Source organism: Microbacterium sp. Cr-K20 (genome assembly GCF_000708325.1).
GTDB lineage: Bacteria > Actinomycetota > Actinomycetes > Actinomycetales > Microbacteriaceae > Microbacterium.
Map to the genome: position 1 here is coordinate 40,134 of NZ_JARE01000050.1, position 15,922 is coordinate 56,055.

At 68.0% G+C, this 15,922-nt stretch carries 14 protein-coding genes; 10 read left to right on the forward strand and 4 right to left on the reverse strand.

The genetic code is table 11. From position 1 onward, the window contains the following. The first annotated feature begins 37 nt into the window (after positions 1-37). Both GZ67_RS0111000 and def read left to right on the forward strand, forming a co-directional pair. The gene (locus GZ67_RS0111000) at positions 38-1,849 is read left to right on the forward strand and encodes a MinD/ParA family ATP-binding protein (RefSeq protein ID WP_029261543.1); all 1,812 of its coding nucleotides are present in this window, start codon (positions 38-40) and stop codon (positions 1,847-1,849) included. Next, positions 1,849-2,340 (forward strand): peptide deformylase, encoded by a 492-nt coding sequence (gene def / locus GZ67_RS0111005; RefSeq protein ID WP_029261544.1) that lies wholly within the window; start codon positions 1,849-1,851, stop codon positions 2,338-2,340. Before GZ67_RS0111000 ends, def begins: the two co-directional genes overlap by 1 nt. Positions 2,341-2,402: 62 nt before the next feature. On the opposite strand, the gene GZ67_RS0111010 is transcribed toward def, so the two are convergent. Further along, positions 2,403-4,235 carry an AMP-dependent synthetase/ligase gene (locus GZ67_RS0111010; RefSeq protein WP_029261545.1) on the reverse strand — a complete coding sequence of 611 codons (1,833 nt, stop codon included), beginning with the start codon at positions 4,233-4,235 and terminating at the stop codon, positions 2,403-2,405. Positions 4,236-4,385: 150 nt separating this feature from the next. Between GZ67_RS0111010 and GZ67_RS0111015 the strand changes: the two genes are divergently transcribed. Beyond that, positions 4,386-5,075, forward strand: coding sequence for a lysophospholipid acyltransferase family protein (locus GZ67_RS0111015; protein ID WP_029261546.1), 690 nt, complete (start codon positions 4,386-4,388; stop codon positions 5,073-5,075). Positions 5,076-5,123: 48 nt separating this feature from the next. Then, positions 5,124-6,464 (forward strand): class II 3-deoxy-7-phosphoheptulonate synthase, encoded by a 1,341-nt coding sequence (locus GZ67_RS0111020; protein ID WP_029261547.1) that lies wholly within the window; start codon positions 5,124-5,126, stop codon positions 6,462-6,464. A 59-nt stretch (positions 6,465-6,523) separates the two neighbouring features. Here GZ67_RS0111020 and pknB read toward each other — a convergent pair whose 3' ends face one another. Both pknB and GZ67_RS0111030 read right to left on the reverse strand, forming a co-directional pair. Beyond that, positions 6,524-8,479, reverse strand: a complete 1,956-nt coding sequence (pknB, locus tag GZ67_RS0111025; protein ID WP_029261548.1) for a Stk1 family PASTA domain-containing Ser/Thr kinase — start codon at positions 8,477-8,479, stop codon at positions 6,524-6,526. 77 nt (positions 8,480-8,556) lie between these two features. Continuing rightward, complete coding sequence (locus GZ67_RS0111030) at positions 8,557-9,747, reverse strand: LysM peptidoglycan-binding domain-containing protein (protein ID WP_051662492.1); 1,191 nt, start codon at positions 9,745-9,747, stop codon at positions 8,557-8,559. Positions 9,748-9,868: 121 nt separating this feature from the next. On the opposite strand from GZ67_RS0111030, the gene GZ67_RS0111035 reads away from it, so the two are divergent. Further along, on the forward strand, positions 9,869-10,237 hold the full coding sequence (locus GZ67_RS0111035) for an Rv2175c family DNA-binding protein (RefSeq protein ID WP_331280457.1): 369 nt from the start codon (positions 9,869-9,871) through the stop codon (positions 10,235-10,237). A gap of 13 nt (positions 10,238-10,250) precedes the next feature. Here GZ67_RS0111035 and GZ67_RS0111040 read toward each other — a convergent pair whose 3' ends face one another. Further along, positions 10,251-11,339, reverse strand: a complete 1,089-nt coding sequence (locus GZ67_RS0111040; protein ID WP_029261551.1) for a polyprenyl synthetase family protein — start codon at positions 11,337-11,339, stop codon at positions 10,251-10,253. Positions 11,340-11,436: 97 nt separating this feature from the next. Here GZ67_RS0111040 and GZ67_RS0111045 point away from each other — a divergent pair, with 97 nt between their 5' ends. The 5 genes from GZ67_RS0111045 (at position 11,437) to GZ67_RS0111065 (ending at position 15,897) form a co-directional block, all read left to right on the forward strand. Then, positions 11,437-11,811, forward strand: a complete 375-nt coding sequence (locus GZ67_RS0111045; protein ID WP_029261552.1) for a DUF3040 domain-containing protein — start codon at positions 11,437-11,439, stop codon at positions 11,809-11,811. Positions 11,812-12,054: 243 nt separating this feature from the next. Continuing rightward, complete coding sequence (mraZ, locus tag GZ67_RS0111050; protein ID WP_029261553.1) at positions 12,055-12,486, forward strand: division/cell wall cluster transcriptional repressor MraZ; 432 nt, start codon at positions 12,055-12,057, stop codon at positions 12,484-12,486. Between the two features lie 102 nt (positions 12,487-12,588). Then, entirely contained in the window at positions 12,589-13,527 is a 939-nt protein-coding gene (gene rsmH, locus GZ67_RS0111055) for a 16S rRNA (cytosine(1402)-N(4))-methyltransferase RsmH (protein ID WP_029261554.1), read from the forward strand. After that, positions 13,524-14,090 carry a hypothetical protein gene (locus tag GZ67_RS0111060; protein ID WP_029261555.1) on the forward strand — a complete coding sequence of 189 codons (567 nt, stop codon included), beginning with the start codon at positions 13,524-13,526 and terminating at the stop codon, positions 14,088-14,090. The genes rsmH and GZ67_RS0111060 overlap by 4 nt, the downstream gene beginning before the upstream one ends. Before the next feature lie 25 nt (positions 14,091-14,115). Continuing rightward, the gene (locus tag GZ67_RS0111065; protein WP_029261556.1) at positions 14,116-15,897 is read left to right on the forward strand and encodes a peptidoglycan D,D-transpeptidase FtsI family protein; all 1,782 of its coding nucleotides are present in this window, start codon (positions 14,116-14,118) and stop codon (positions 15,895-15,897) included. The last annotated feature ends 25 nt before the right edge of the window (positions 15,898-15,922 follow it).

The window sequence follows — 15,922 nt, forward strand, 5'->3', positions numbered from 1 at the left end:
CGCATACCCGAGGCCCGCACAGGCTGGGAGCGAGATCGTGACACCGAAGAACATCACTGACCCCGACGAGAGCCCGCTGGGGGTGCTCGATGAAGCCGCGTCACTCGACACGGCCGGCATCGGCATCCTCGGCGGGACCGCGCAGGTCAGCGTGACGCTGCCCAAGGACGAGGATGACGACCTCACCGACGACGGGGTCGTCGAGGGAGAGGTGGTCGGCGACCTCGTGATCGACCCTCCCGCTGCCGTGCAGCCCGCGGTGGCGCCCGCGTCCGCGGCGAAGCCGTTGGCCTCGGGGGAGCCCGCCGTGGAGGCTACCGCCGCTCCGACCGAGCGTGCGGCCCCCGCGAAGAAGCCGAAGAAGCAGAAGGCAGCGGCGAAGACCCCGACCCCGACCCCGGTCCCGGCTCCGAAGAAGGTCGAAGATCTCGGGCGTCCGGCGAGAGGGGTCGACGAGACCGCGGTCGAGAAGCCCGCGGTCGACGAGCCCGAGCCCGAGGCCGAGGTCGTCGAGTCGGCGGTCGTCCACGCCGCCGCGATCGACGAGGCCCCGGTGTCCTCGCCTCCGCTGGTCCATCCGCGTTCGGAGAACATCATCGATGCCGTGGTCATCGAAGAGCCCGACGCCACCGCGCTCGTCGCTACGCCGGACGACGACGAGCAGTCCGAAGAGGCTGCCACGGCGGAACGCTTCCTCGCCAGAGCGAAGGCCGATGCCGCACCGGCGCCCGCTGCACCGGCGCCCGCTGCGTCCGTGCCCGCCCGAGCGTCCGTCGAGAAGGAGAACAGGTCCGTGTCCACTCCCGATGAGAACAAGTCCGTCGCCTCCCAGCCCGTCCGACCCGCTCCGCGCGTCGACGTCACGCTCACGTCCAAACGTCTGGACGACCTGGGCGATGCCTCGAGGGAGTCGGCTGACCTGCTGACCGCCGACCGGCTGCTCGACCCGCACCGGCTCGCGAAGCCCGAACCGGAAGGCGCGTGGAGCCACTTCCTCTATGCCGTCTCCGGGCGGCGCATCAACATCGGAGACGGGCGCCGTGCGCGCGAGCGCAAGGCCCTGTCGGCGCGGATCGCCGCTCCGCTCGCCGGCGGAGCGCGGTTCGTCCCGGTGCTCTCGCGCAAGGGGGGAGTCGGCAAGACGACGATCACCGCGCTGCTCGGCATGGCTCTCGCCGACGCACGCGAGGATCGCGTGATCGCTGTCGACGCCAACCCCGATCGGGGCACGCTCGCTGAGCGCATCGTGCGTCCGCACCACAGCAAGTCCGTGCGCGACCTCGTCCGCATCCATGACGACGTCAAGGGATACCACGACATCTCGGCCATCGTCGCCAGGGACGCGACACGACTCGACGTGCTCGCCTCCGACTCCGACCCGCGCATCGCCGAGGCCTTCAGCGACAGCGACTACCGTGACGTCGCCGGTGTCGCCGCGCACTACTACTCTCTGGTCCTCACGGACACCGGAACCGGCATCGTCCACTCGGTGATGTCGGCGACCCTCGACCTCGCGGATCAGATCGTCATCGTCTCCGGACTCAGCGTCGACGAGGCCCGGCTGGCCTCCGAGACCCTCACCTGGCTCGAGACCAACGGCTATGCGGAGCAGGCGCGCGACGCGATCGTGGTTCTCAACCAGTCGACGCCGGGAACCCCGTTGGTGCGACTGAACGAACTCCAGGCGCACTTCGCCACCCGTGCCCGCAGCGTCGTCCGTGTCCCCTACGACCCGCAGATCGCGGGTGGAGGGACGATCGTGTTCGCGAACCTGCTCCCGGAGACCCGGATCGCCGCCCGAGAGCTGGCGGCACTGCTGGTCGAGGGCCTGCGGGCGAAGGCTGCCTGATGGCGGTTCGTGAGATCCGCATCTTCGGCGACCCGGTTCTGCGCAGCGTCTGCGCACCGATCGACGAGATCGACGACGGTGTGCGGGCGCTCGTGGCCGACCTCGTCGACACCGTCGAACTCCCCGGACGTGCCGGCGTCGCCGCCCCGCAGATCGGTGTCGCGCTCCGCGCCTTCAGCTACAACATCGACGGCGACATCGGGTACGTGCTCAACCCCGTCCTCACAGAGGTGCGCGGTGAGCCGCAGCCGACGGGGGAGGGATGCCTCTCGGTTCCCGGCCTCTGGCACGATGCCCAGCGCTACCCGTGGGCGCGCGTCGAGGGCATCGACCTCGACGGCGAGACCGTGGTGCTCGAGGGCGAGGGGCTGCTCGCCCAGGCGCTGCAGCACGAGACCGATCACCTCGACGGCAAGCTGTTCCTGACGCGTCTCGACCCGGAGACCCGCAAGATCGCTATGCGCGAGGTCCGCGAGAGCGCCTGGTTCTGAACATACGAAGAAGGGCCCCGCGCGAGCGGGGCCCTTCTTCGTGAAGATAGTCCGTCGGAGCGTCAGCCGCCGATCGCCACATTGGTCGTGGCGACGGGCTCGTCGTAGATCGCGGCGATCTCGTCGGCGAAGTCGTTCATGATGACGTTGCGCTTGATCGAGAGCTTCGGCGTCAGGTGACCGGAAGCCTCCGTCCACTCCGAGTCGAGGATCGTGAATTTCCGGATCGACTCGGCACGCGAGACGTGGGCGTTCGCGATGTCCACCGCTCGCTGCACCTCGGCACGGACAGCGGCGTTCTTGGACGCGTCCTCGAGCGACATCTTCGCCTCGAGGCCGTTGTTCGCGAGCCACGTCGGGAGCATCTCGGGGTCGAGGGTGACGAGCGCCGAGATGAACGGACGCTGGTCGCCCACCACGACGACCTGTCCGATGATCGGGTTGGCGCGGATCGGGTCCTCGAGTGCTGCGGGAGCGACGTTCTTGCCGCCGGCGGTGACGATGATCTCCTTCTTGCGTCCGGTGATCGTGAGGAAGCCCTCGGAGTCGAAGCTGCCGATGTCACCGGTGTGGAACCAGCCGCCCTCGCTGAAGGCTTCCGCCGTCGCTTCGGGGTTGTTCCAGTACTCCTTGAACACGTTGATGCCGCGCACTTCGATCTCGCCGTCGTCGGCGAGGCGCACGCCCACACCCGGGAGCGCAGGGCCGACGGTCCCGATCTTGGACTTGTCCGCCAGGTTCACCGTCGCGGGTGCCGTCGTCTCGGTGAGACCGTATCCCTCGAGGATGACCACGCCGAGGCTGTGGAAGAAGTGACCCAGCCGCGAGCCCAGGGGAGCGGAGCCCGAGACGGCATACACGACGTTGCCGCCCATCGCCTCGCGGAGCTTGCTGTACACGAGCTTGTTGAAGAGGGCGAACTTGAGCTTCATCCCGAACGGGATCTTCTTGCCCGCCTCCAACAGCTTCGAGTGCTCGATGGCGACGTCGGCCGCGGCGCGGAAGATCTTGCCCTTGCCCCCGGCCTCGGCCTTCTGCTCGGCGGAGTTGTACACCTTCTCGAACACGCGGGGCACGGCGAGAAGGAAGGTGGGCTTGAACGACCCGAGCGCGGGCAGGAGCTGGCGCGTGTCCGGCTGGTGACCGGTGCGCACCCCGGCGTGGATGTCGAGGATCGAGATGAAGCGCGCGAACACGTGCGCCGTGGTGATGAAGAGCAGCGTGGAAGCGCCGGGGGTCTGTACGACGGCGTCGAGCGCCTTGGCCGAGTTGCGGGACAGCTCGACGAAGTTGCTGTGCGTGAGCACGCACCCCTTCGGCCGCCCGGTCGAGCCGGAGGTGTAGATGAGTGTCGCGATGTCGGAACCGACGGCGAGGGTGCGGCGTCGTTCGATCTCCGCGTCGGTCACCGAGGCGCCCTGAGCGGTCAGGGTGTCGATGGCGCCGAGGTGCAGCTGCCAGACCTCGCGGAGCAGCGGCAGGTCCCCGCGCACCTCATCGACGCGTGCGAAGTGCTCGGAGGTCTCCACGATCAGAGCGATCGCACCGGAGTCTTCGAGGATCCACTGGATCTGCGACGGCGAGCTGGTCTCGTAGATCGGCACCATCACCGCGCCGGCGTAGAAGAGCGCGAAATCCACGAGCGTCCACTCGTACGTCGTGCGTGCGAGGAAGCCGACCTTCTCGCCGGGCTGGATGCCGGCCGCGGCGAAGCCCTTCGCCAGAGCGACGACGGCCGTCTGGAAGTCGGCTGCGGAGATGTCGCGCCAGCCGTCGCCGTCGGGCACGGAGAAGAGCGCACGATCCGGAGTGGCTTCGACGCGCTTCACCAGCAGGTCGGCGACGTTCGCGTCGGGATCGGCGGGGACGATCGCGGGGACTTCAAACTGGACCACGGCAGCTCCTTCGGTACCGGTCGGGCACGGGTGTCCTTCGAGTGTAGGGCATGGAATCGGGTCGCGCCTGAGGTGAGACTCAGTCGCTCCTGAGGTCGAGAACGCGAGATCTCCGAGGCACGGGGCGCGGCGGCGCTAGACTTCACCTCGATGTTCTACTGGCTGATGAAGTACGTCGTAATCGGCCCCGTGGTCAAGGGTGTCTTCCGCCCCTGGATCGTGGGGCGGAACAACGTGCCCGCGAACGGTGCGGCGATCCTCGCGAGCAACCACCTCTCCTTCGCCGATTCCATCTTCCTGCCGCTGGTCATCGACCGGTCGATGTCCTTCCTCGCGAAGAGCGACTACTTCACCGGGCGCGGACTCAAAGGCTGGGCGACGAAGTTCTTCATGAAGGCCACCGGTCAGATCCCGATCGACCGGTCCGGCGGCAAGGCCTCGGAGGCCTCCCTGAACACGGGGCTTCAGGTGCTCGGCGGTGGCGACCTGCTCGGCATCTACCCCGAGGGCACGCGCAGCCCCGACGGCAAGCTGTACCGCGGTCGAACGGGCATCGCCCGGATGGCGCTCGAGGCGAAGGTCCCCGTGGTCCCCGTGATCATGGTCGACACCGACACGGCCATGCCGATCGGCAGGCGCCTGCCGCGCATCGTGCGCGTCGGCATCGTGATCGGGGAGCCTCTCGACTTCTCCCGGTACGCCGGCATGGAGAACGACCGCTACATCCTCCGATCGGTCACCGACGAGATCATGGTGGCCCTGCAGCGCCTCGGCGAGCAGACCTACGAGGACGTCTACGCGTCGACGGTCAAAGACCGCCTCCCGACCCGCGTCACATAGCCCTCGGCGCGCGTCTGGGCAGTACGCGCGACCACTAGGCTGGAACGCATGCTCCCGCACCACATCGAAGCCCTTGATGCATGGCGCTCGCTTCCCATCAAGCAGCAGCCGCAGTGGCCCGACGCGGACCGCGTCGCCGACGTCTCCCGTCAGATCGCAGGCCTCCCGCCGCTGGTGTTCGCGGGTGAGGTCGACAACCTCCGCGAGCGCCTCGCGCGCGCCGCCTCCGGGCAGGCGTTCCTCCTGCAAGGCGGAGACTGCGCCGAGACCTTCGCGGGAGCGACGGCCGAGCAGATCCGCAATCGCATCAAGACGGTGCTGCAGATGGCCGTGGTGCTGACTTACGGTGCGTCGATGCCGATCGTCAAGATGGGCCGCATGGCCGGTCAGTTCGCCAAGCCGCGCTCCAGCGACAACGAGACGCGTGGCGAGGTCACCCTGCCCGCGTACCGCGGCGACATCGTGAACGGCTATGACTTCACCGAGGGATCCCGCACGGCGGACCCTGCTCGTCTCCTGCAGGGGTACCACACGGCGGCATCCACGCTGAACCTGATCCGTGCGTTCACGCAGGGTGGGTTCGCCGACCTCCGCGAGGTGCACTCGTGGAACAAGGGCTTCGCGCAGAACCCGGCCAACCAGCGTTACGAGCGCATGGCGGCCGAGATCGACCGTGCGATCAAGTTCATGGAGGCGGCGGGTGCCGACTTCGATGAGCTCAAGCGAGTGGAGTTCTTCACCGGCCACGAGGGCCTGCTGATGGACTACGAGCGTCCGATGACGCGCATCGACTCGCGCACCGACACCCCGTACAACACCTCCGCGCACTTCCTCTGGATCGGCGAGCGCACGCGGGAGCTCGACGGCGCGCACGTCGACTACTTCTCCAAGATCCGCAACCCGATCGGAGTGAAGCTCGGACCGACGACGACGCCCGAGACCGCTCTCGCCCTGATCGACAAGCTCGACCCCGAGCGCGAGCCCGGTCGACTCACCTTCATCACGCGGATGGGTGCGGGCAAGATCCGCGACGCTCTGCCGCCGCTGCTCGAGGCCGTCCGTGACTCCGGGGCACAGCCGCTGTGGGTCACCGACCCGATGCACGGCAACGGCATCACCACGCCGACCGGATACAAGACCCGTCGCTTCGACGACGTCGTCGACGAGGTGCGCGGCTTCTTCGAGGCGCACCGTGCGGTCGGCACGTTCCCGGGCGGGATCCACGTCGAGCTCACCGGGGACGACGTCACCGAGTGCCTCGGCGGGTCCGAGCAGATCGACGAGGCCGCGCTGGCGACCCGCTACGAGAGCCTGTGCGACCCGCGCCTGAACCACATGCAGTCGCTCGAGCTGGCGTTCCTCGTGGCCGAGGAGCTCGAGAAGCGCTGACGCTGTAGACGAAGAGGGGGCCGGAATCGGATTCCGGCCCCCTCTTCGTGCGTCCGGCCTCAGCCGGAGAAGCTCATCGTGAGGGTGATGGTCGTACCCTTGCGCTGGGCGTCGGTCGGGCTGTACGACTCGACCTTCGTGTTCTCGTTGGCGAAGAGATCCCACACCGAGTCCGGGAGTCCGGTGCCGCTCGTGTAGGACCACTTGAAGCCGGCGTCGTTGAGCGCACGCGTCGCTTCGTCACGGGTCTTCCCGGACACATCGGGCACGTCGAACAGCGGGGGACCCTGGGAGATGATGAGCTGCACGGTCTCGCCGGGGCGCCACGCGCCTTCGGTCGGTCGATCCGCGATCCCGATGACCCGGTCCTTTCCGATGCCGTCACTGGTCTGGTACAGGCTCTCCGGATTGACCTTCAGCCCCTTGCCCGTGAGCGCGTCCGTAGCCTGGGCGACGCTGAGGTCGCTGACATCGGGAACCGCGCCGCGCGACACCTGGATCGTCGCCGTGTCGGTCTCATGGACCGTGCAGCCCTCGGCGCAGCCGAACGCGTCTCCGCCGTCGCGCGGCGTGATGCGGACATTGATGACCTTGCCGTCGTCGAGGTCGCCGAAGTACTCCTCGTCGTCCGTGAGTTCGAGGTTGGCCGCCTGCAGCGCCGCGCGGACGTCGTCCGACGCCACGCCGGCGACCGGGGCGATGTCGTGGGATGCAGGACCCGACGACACCACGACCGTGACGGTCGTCCCCTTGTCGAGGCGGGCACCTTCTTCGGGGTCAGTCTCTATCACCGCACCGGCCTCGACATCGACGGAAGGCTCGTCCTTCTGCGTCGGGACGAACCCGGCGTCGACCAGGAGGGCCGCGGCCTCGTCGTACGTCTTGCCGGCGACACCCGGCACGGCGATCAGTGAGCCGGGGCCGGATCCGAACCACCAGCCCACACCGCCGGCGAGCACCGCCAACAGCAGCACCAGTGTCAGGAGGAACGCTCCGCGGGCCCGGCGCTTCGACGCTCGGCGTCGAAGGAGCGTCGCGTTGTCGATCTCGGCAGGGACCGGTGCAGTCGGATCCGCGATGACCATCGTCCCCGGCATCACCTTGGTGAGGTCTCCGGAGTCGGCATGGCTGTGTTGCGGAGCGGTCGCTCTCGCTGCGGTCGGGGTGACACCGAGTTCGCGCTCGATGGCACGCAGGCGCTCAAGCATCTGCTGGGCGTCGTCCGGTCGCTCGTCGGGAGACTTCTCCGTCGCCCAGAGCACGAGTTCGTCGAGCTGTTCCGGCACGGCGGGGTTGCGCACGCTCGGACGCGGCACCGACTCGGTGGCGTGCTGGAACGCGATCTGCATGGGCTGCTCGCCCTTGTAGGGCTGCTCGCCGACGAGCATCTCGTACAACATGATGCCGAGGGCATAGATGTCGCTGCGGGCGTCCGCGGTCCCGCGGGTCACCAGCTCGGGGGCGAGGTAGGCGATCGTCCCGAGCAGCTGCTGCCCGGTCGCCGTGTTCGCCGTGGTCGCTCTGGCCAGCCCGAAGTCGCCGATCTTGATGCGGCCGTCCTCCGCGAGGAGCACGTTCTCCGGCTTGACGTCGCGGTGCACGATTCCGGCGCGATGCGCGGCCGAGAGCCCGGCGAGGATCGCATCCATGATCGTGATCGTCTGCGGGATGGTGAGTCGCTTCTGCTCACGCAGCAGCTCGCGCAGCGTGATGCCGGGTAGATACTCCATCACGAGGTAGGCGAGTTCGCCGTCCTGCCCCTGATCGAAGACGTTGACGACGTGCGGATCCGCCAGCCTGGCGGCTGCGCGGGCCTCCTGGATGAAGCGGCTCTGGAATGCCGAATCGTCGCTGAGGTGGGCGTGCATGACCTTGAGCGCGATGCGCCGCTCGAGGCGGAGGTCGGTGGCGACGTAGACCGTCGCCATCCCTCCGCGAGCGATCCGAGCACGGACGCGGTAGCGACCGTCGACAAGCCGCCCGATGAGGGGGTCGGCCTGCTGATTGGTCGTCACGTCAGAATTCTATTGAGAACTGCCTGAAAGACAGGGGAGCGGCTCACCTCTCGGCCCTGCGGATTTTATGGAAGTGGTCAGCCGTGGAGGGCGAGCCAGCTGTAGGCCTGCGTCTCCCACTGCCCGTACTTGTCCGGATAGGCGGAGATCTGCACGGCCTGAGCGGCGGATGTGAACGGCATGCTCTCCCACCCGGCGATGTCGAGCAGACCGCGCGTCATGTGTCCGTTCGGGTCGTTCCGCCCGCCGTAGAAGACGCGGGTGCTCCGGTCGGCGTCCATGATCTGCGCCGGCGTTCCCCACCCGGTGCTCGGACGCTGCTGGAAGATGCCGAGCGAATCGCGGTCACCCCAGTCGAGGTTGCGGAGACCCGATTCCACCATGCCGGTCGCGAGTGCGAGGGCGATTCCACGATCGGGGATGCCGAGCTCTCGACCGACGCGGATGATGAGCGCGGCGTTCGCCGCCTGCTCGCTGTCGAGGGTCGCAGACCGCTGTCCGCCCACCGTGGCTGTTGCCGCTGCGGGAGGTGCGGCAGCAGGTGCCGCACGAACAGCGAGCTTCTGCCCGGGGTAGATGATCGAGGACGGGCCCAGTCCGTTCAGGGCGAACACCGTCTGCGTGGTGATGCCGTACTTCTGGGCGATCCCGTAGACGGTGTCGCCGGCGACGACCATGTGCGATGCCGTGGCGGCGGGCGTGGTCGCGGACGCCGGTGCTGCTGCCGGTGCGGCGGCGGGCGCAGCCGAGCCGGTCACCGCCAGGGCCTGTCCGGGGTAGATCACCGATGCGCGCGTGAGCCCGTTCGCAGCCAGGACCGCATCGACGGTGGTTCCGTACTTCTGCGCGATGGCGTACACGGTGTCGCCCGCGACCACCTTGTGCGAGGTGGAGGTCGCAGCGGCAGGAGCGGGAGCAGGGGCGTGTGCCGTGGCTGCTGTCCGCAGCGTCAGAGTCTGGCCGGGGTAGATCACCGAGCGCCAGGAGAGACGATTCCAGGTGAGCACGTCGACGGTGCGGAGCCCGAACCTCGAGGCGATGGACGAGACGGTGTCGCCCGGGCGCACGACATAGTTCGCCGGTGCGGCCTGGGCGGGCACCACGCGCACGGGCGTGCTGCGCTGGCGATCGACCGGAGCGAGATCGGTGGTCGTCGCGGCGGCTTCGGTCGGCGCGGCGGTGAGAGTGGCGGCGAGAGCGCCGAGCACGGCGGCGGGCACTCCGAACTGCAGGCTTCGCGTCCGACGCGTGGCGGTCTTGGTTCTCAAGGCGGGCCCCCTTTTCGAGCACTTCACGCTGACACGGATGTAAACGGAAGTCAACAGAAGTGACGCAAGTGAAGGATGTGACTGGAGAGGCGACATGCGATGCCTCTGCAGAGATGAGATAGTGGGCAACGTGTCTGAGAACGTTGCTGGAACCCCCGCCGCCGCTGATGTCGAGTGGCTGACGATGCCCGATCTCGTCGAGGTGCTCGACGAGCCCCTCGGTCGTGTCCGCCGCCTGATCGACGACCACTATCTGGTCGGGTCGCGTCGCAGCGGCACCTTCGCGGTTCCGGCGGTGTTCATCGTCGACGGGCATCCGCTCAGCTCGCTGCGGGGGACGATCATCGTGCTGCAGGATGCCGGCTTCTCCGACGATGAGCTGATCGACTGGCTCCTCACGGAGGAGGAGACCCTCGGTCGCTCGCCGATCGACGCGCTGCTGGCCGGGCACAAGAGCGCGGTCCGGCGGCTCGCGCGCACCCTCGCCTGAGACGGGTTCCGCGTCAGGCGGAGCGGACAGTGGCGGCTCGCGCCAGCTCGCGCAGCTCGCCGACTGCCGCGTTGTCGAGGCGAGCACCCGACAGGGCGCGATCCGCTTCGCGCGCATAATCGGCGATCATCGCCTCCACCCGGTCCAGTGCACCGGAGTCGGTGATGGTGGCCTGCAGGAACGACACCTGCTGCGCGGTCAGCTCCGGGTCGCCGAGCATCTCGTCGAGAAGATTCCGCGCCGACGGGTCGAGGGCCTGCCGGGTGAGGGCGATGAGTACCGTGCGCTTTCCCTCTCGAAGATCATCCCCGGCCGGCTTGCCCGTGACGGACGCGTCTCCGAAGACCCCGAGCACGTCGTCGCGGAGTTGGAAGGCCATGCCGATCGGGTGGCCGAAGCGACGCAGCGCCGCCGTCTGATCGGGCTCGGCGCCGGCGAGGGCCGCGCCCAGGACCAGCGGCTGCTCGATGCTGTACCTGGCGGACTTCAGCGACGCCACGCGCAGCGCTCGCTCGGCATGGAGTCCACCGTCGTTGACGCTCCAGGCCGACTCCTCGGCGATGTCGAGAAACTGCCCCGTGGTTACGTCTCGGCGCATCCTGGCGTATTCGGAGCGCACGTCCCCGGCGTGCGGGAGCCCCTCGAGGGCGGACTCGAGCAGGTCGTCGCTCCAGGCGACGAGGAGATCACCGAGGAGGATGGCCGAGGCGCGTCCGAAGGCCTCGGCGTCTCCAGACCAGCCGGCAGAGCGATGCGACGTCTCGAGGGCGCGATGGGCGGCCGGGCGCCCGCGGCGCGTGTCCGAGTTGTCGATCAGATCGTCGTGGACGAGTGCGGCCGACTGGAAGATCTCCAGCGCGGTGCAGATGTCCCAGAGGGCATCCGTCTCGGTCGCGGTGCGATCGCTGAACCGGGTGACGGCGCGCCAACCGGCGTGACAGAACCGGGCACGCAATCGCTTCCCGCCTTCGAGCGTGCCGGCAGCGGCATCGAGGAAGGAGGCGGCATCCGGGCCGTACTCCGTGGATTCCTCGCGCATACGGGTGAGGAATCGGTCGAGACGTGCGGCGACCGCACCGGGAACGGGGGAGGAAGACGGCACGACTCCCAGCATACGTAAAGCAAGGGGACGTCGAACTGCTAGCCCCCGACGCCCGGGCGCGCGTAGAATGGAACGCACGATACCCGAGGGGGACGAAATGCCACTCTCCGAACAGGAGCAGCGTCTGCTCGACGAGATGGAACGCCATCTCCTTCACAACGATGCCGACGTGGTCACCGCGCCGTCCGGCGACCGTGCACTGAGCTACCGAAATCTGGTCTACGGGGCTCTTCTCCTGCTCGCCGGAGTCGGCGGCCTCGTGGCCGGCGTCATCCTCGGCGGTGTGTGGGGCATCGTGGTCGGTGTGATCGGATTCGCGGCGATGCTCGCCGGAGTAATGGTCGCCGTCACGCCCGTGCGTCGAGCGACTCCCGCCGAGCCGCGAGAGCGTTCCGCCCCGAAGCGTCAGGATTCCGCCTCGTTCATGGACCGTATGAACGATCGCTGGGATCGGCGCCAGGACGGTCACTGACCCCCACAGATTTTCACGAAGGAAGCCCGGATGCTGAGCATCCGGGCTTCTTTCGTTAACGCGCGCCCCGCTCTGCTCCTCCACTGAGCCTCCACCTTCCTCCACCGCGGAATTCCGCGGTTTTTTGGCGCGCCCTTCGAGACGATGGCGCGATTTCTGCGGATCGGTCGTAGGTATGTGGAGGAAAGTGGAGTAAAGTGGGGCGCACCTCGAGTTGGCCGGACGGAGAGGGGGTGGTGGCCGATGCTGCTGGGTACGCACTCACCCAAGCTGGACGACAAGGGACGGGTCATCCTTCCTGCGAAGTTCCGCGAAGACCTCGGCGGCGGCATCGTCGTCACCCGAGGCCAGGAACGCTGCCTCTACGTGTTCAGCACGGCCGAGTTCGAGGCGATGCACGAGCGGATCCGTCAGGCCCCGCTCGCCAACAAGCAGGCGCGTGACTTCATGCGACTGTTCCTCTCCGGAGCGAGCGCGGAGATGCCCGACAGCCAGAACCGCATCACCATCCCCGCGCACCTGCGTCAGTACGCAGGTCTGCAGAAAGAGCTCATCGTCACCGGAGTCGGCGCACACGCCGAGATCTGGGATGCCGAGAGCTGGAACACCTACCTCGCCGCCGGCGAGGAGACCTACTCGGACCTCGAGCAGGAGGTGATTCCGGGACTCTTCTGACCACGGCTGTGATGCCCCGCCGCTCCCGCCCCGACACACTTCCCCGGTGCCGGGTTGAGAAGCGGAGGGGGATCAGAGCCGAAGGTCACCCCGAGAAAGATCATGAACCTCCGAGACATTCACACCCCCGTACTGCTCGACCGCTGCGTCGAGCTGCTCGCTCCCGCCCTCCAGGCGGACGGAGCGGTGCTCGTCGATGCCACGCTCGGCATGGGCGGCCACTCGGAGGCGCTGCTCGAGCGCTTCCCGAACATCCGCCTCGTCGGACTCGACCGCGACACCGACGCCCTGCGCATCGCGGGGGAGCGGCTCGCGCGCTTCAAAGACCGCGTGACGCTCGTGCATACGGTGTACGACGAGATCGGCCTGCACGCCCAGGGGGCCGCGGGCATCCTCTTCGACCTCGGCGTCTCCTCGCTGCAGCTGGACGAGGCCGAGCGAGGATTCGCGTACTCGAAGGATGCTCCGCTCGACATGCGTATGGATCAGACCAAGGGCGTCACAGCGGCCGACGTCATCGCGACGTACAACGAGGGCAACCTGCGTCGCATCTTCGAGCGGTACGGCGAAGAGAAGCTCGCCGGCCGCTACGCGCGCTTCATCATCGACGCCCGGCAGAAGCAGCCGATCACCCGCTCCGGCCAGCTGGTCGAGATCCTGATCGCCGCGACTCCGGCAGCCGCTCAGCGCGCCGGGCACCCGGCCAAGCGTGTGTTCCAGGCCCTGCGCATCGAGGTGAACACCGAGCTCAACGTGCTCGCCGATGCCATCCCGTCCGCGATGGATGCGCTCGGCGTCGGCGGACGCATCGTCGTGATGTCGTACCAGTCGCTCGAGGACCGCCTGGTCAAGCAGGCGTTCGCCGCCGCAGCAGCCTCGACTGCTCCGGCAGGGCTCCCCGTCGAGCTCCCCGAGCATGCTCCGAAGTTCCGCATCCTCACCAAGGGGGCGGAACTCGCCTCCGACGAAGAACGCGCGCGCAACCCGCGGGCGATCCCCGTGCGGCTCCGCGCCGCCGAGAAGCTGCGGGAGAGCGCATGAGTCTGAACGCCGTCGTCCGCAAACCGGTCCAGCCGGTCGCACCCGCCCGCGAGCCGCAGCGGAGACTTCAGCCCGTCAGCTCGCCTGCCGTCCGCCGCAAGCCCAAGCTCGCCTACGCACTCGTCGCCCTGGGCGGTGCGCTGGCGATCGGCGCGGCCCAGGTCGCGCTGTCGCTCGCGATCACGCAGGACTCGTTCACACTCGCCGGTCTCTCGTCCCAGCAGCGTGAGCTGAGTCTGCAGACGCACGCTCTCCAGGAGGAGCTCACCGGTCTGAGCTCGCCGCAGGTACTCGCCAACAGTGCTGCGGGGCTCGGCATGGTGGTGGCGGGATCGCCGTCGTACCTGCGCCTCAGCGATGGCGCGGTGTTCGGCACCGGGGCCGGAGCGGACTGGACGTCGACCGTCAACCCGGGCGGAGCGGGTGCCGTGAGCAACTCGCTGATCGTCAAGCCCTCGCCACCGGAGACGAAGACGACGACGGATGCCGGCGCGTCGGGCGAGGTCGTTCAAGATCTGCCGCCGGCGATCACCGACGGACTCCCGAGCCCCACCACACGCTGAACGCCCACGATCGACGGAGAGACCCATGACGACACGAGCCACCCGCGGACCGCGGCGACGCACCGTCGTCGCCCTCGCCGTCATCCTGTCCGTGTTGGCCGCGTTCGTGGTGCGGCTGGTCGACATCCAGGTCGTGAGCGCCGACGAGCACGTCGCTCAGTCGCTCACCAAGATCGGCGTAGGCGACAAGATCACCGGTCAGCGCGGATCGGTCGTCGATGCCGGTGGAACGGTCCTCGCCTCGAGCGTGCTCGTATACGACGCCGAGCTCAGCCCGCTGGTGATCACGCAGCTCGAAGAAAACGACCCCAAACTGCCCTGGACTGAAGCCGCAGACAGGATCGCGGCCATCACCGGGCAGACCGGCGACCAGGTTCGCGCGCTCGTCGCCGACGCCCTCGCGAAGGATTCACAGAGTCAGTACGCACCGCTGAAGAAGTCCCTCACGACCGAGCAGTACATCGAGCTGCGCGACCTGAAGCGCGAGAACAACCTCGCCTACCTCCACATGGAGGGACGGGAGACGCGGGTCTACCCGAACGGCGCGGTCGCCGGAAACATCCTCGGCTTCCTCGACGGCTCGGGAACGGCGCAGGCCGGCATCGAGCAGCTGGGCGAAGAATGCCTGGCGCCGATCGATGGCGAGGAGTCCTACCGCCGCGGCGCGAACGGCGTCGTGATCCCGGGAAGCGAGCGCACGGTGGATGCCGTCGACGGCGGCTCGGTGCAGTTGACCATCAACAGTGATCTGCAGTGGTACCTGCAGCAGATGGTCGGCGAAGAGGCGCGTAAGCAAGGCGCGAAGGGCGGCACCGTCACCGTCGTCGAGGCGAAGACCGGGAAGATCCGTGCGGCGGCGGAGTGGCCGTCCCTGGACCCCAATGATCTCGACTCCTCGACGCCCGAGACGCGGTACAGCCAGATCTTCCACCGGGACTTCGAGCCGGGATCGACGTTCAAGGCGATCACCGCCGCCGCCGTCATCGAGGGCGCAGGGCTCACGCCCCTGAGCACGGTCACCGCATCGTCACGGGAGACGTTCCCCAACGGCGCCGTGATCAACGACGCGTTCAACCACCCGGCGTACAACTACACCCTCGCCGGCGGACTCATCGACTCCTCGAACGTGGCGCTGTCGAAGTTCGGCACCATGGTGAGTCCCGAGGTGCGATACGACTACCTGGAGCGGTTCGGGGTCGGACACAAGACGATCGACTTCCCCTCCGAGGTCGGCGGCACGCTGCACCCCGTCAGCGAATGGGACAGCCAGTCGCTCTACACGACGACCTTCGGCCAGTACTACACGGTCACCGCCGCGCAGCTCGCCGGCGCGTACCAGGCGATCGCCAACGGCGGCGAGAAGATCGATCTCTCCCTCGTCGAGTCCTGCACCAAAGCGGACGGAACCGTCGCCGCGCCCGACAAGCCGAAGCACGAGCAGATCATCGAGAAGCAGACCGCGGCCGAGATCACCCGCATGCTCGAGAACGTGGCCGTTCAGGGCGGGAACGCCGAGCGGATCCAGGTGCCCGGCTACCGTGTGACCAGCAAGACCGGTACCGCTCAGGTCGCAGACCCCGTCAACGGCGGCTACAAGAACGGCGTGTACTACACCAGCATGGTGGGCTTCGCGCCGGTGGACGATCCCCAGTACGTCGTCGTGGTCACCCTCGATGAGCCGACTAAGGTTGTATCGTCCGCGGCCACCGCATCCGCCTTCCAGAAGGCGATGACGCAGGTGATGAAAACGTATCGCGTGATGCCGTCCTCTGTCCCGATGGACGAGCTCCTTCCCAAGTTCGGATAGTCGGCGAGAGCCGCGCATGGAGATG

Coding starts and splice junctions, on each gene's coding strand:
- rsmH (WP_029261554.1), top strand. CDS start 12,589: ATGAACCTCCGAGACATTCACACCCCCGTACTGCTCGACCGCTGCGTC.
- GZ67_RS0111020 (WP_029261547.1), top strand. CDS start 5,124: ATGCTCCCGCACCACATCGAAGCCCTTGATGCATGGCGCTCGCTTCCC.
- GZ67_RS0111060 (WP_029261555.1), top strand. CDS start 13,524: ATGAGTCTGAACGCCGTCGTCCGCAAACCGGTCCAGCCGGTCGCACCC.
- GZ67_RS0111015 (WP_029261546.1), top strand. CDS start 4,386: ATGTTCTACTGGCTGATGAAGTACGTCGTAATCGGCCCCGTGGTCAAG.
- GZ67_RS0111065 (WP_029261556.1), top strand. CDS start 14,116: ATGACGACACGAGCCACCCGCGGACCGCGGCGACGCACCGTCGTCGCC.
- mraZ (WP_029261553.1), top strand. CDS start 12,055: ATGCTGCTGGGTACGCACTCACCCAAGCTGGACGACAAGGGACGGGTC.
- def (WP_029261544.1), top strand. CDS start 1,849: ATGGCGGTTCGTGAGATCCGCATCTTCGGCGACCCGGTTCTGCGCAGC.
- GZ67_RS0111045 (WP_029261552.1), top strand. CDS start 11,437: ATGCCACTCTCCGAACAGGAGCAGCGTCTGCTCGACGAGATGGAACGC.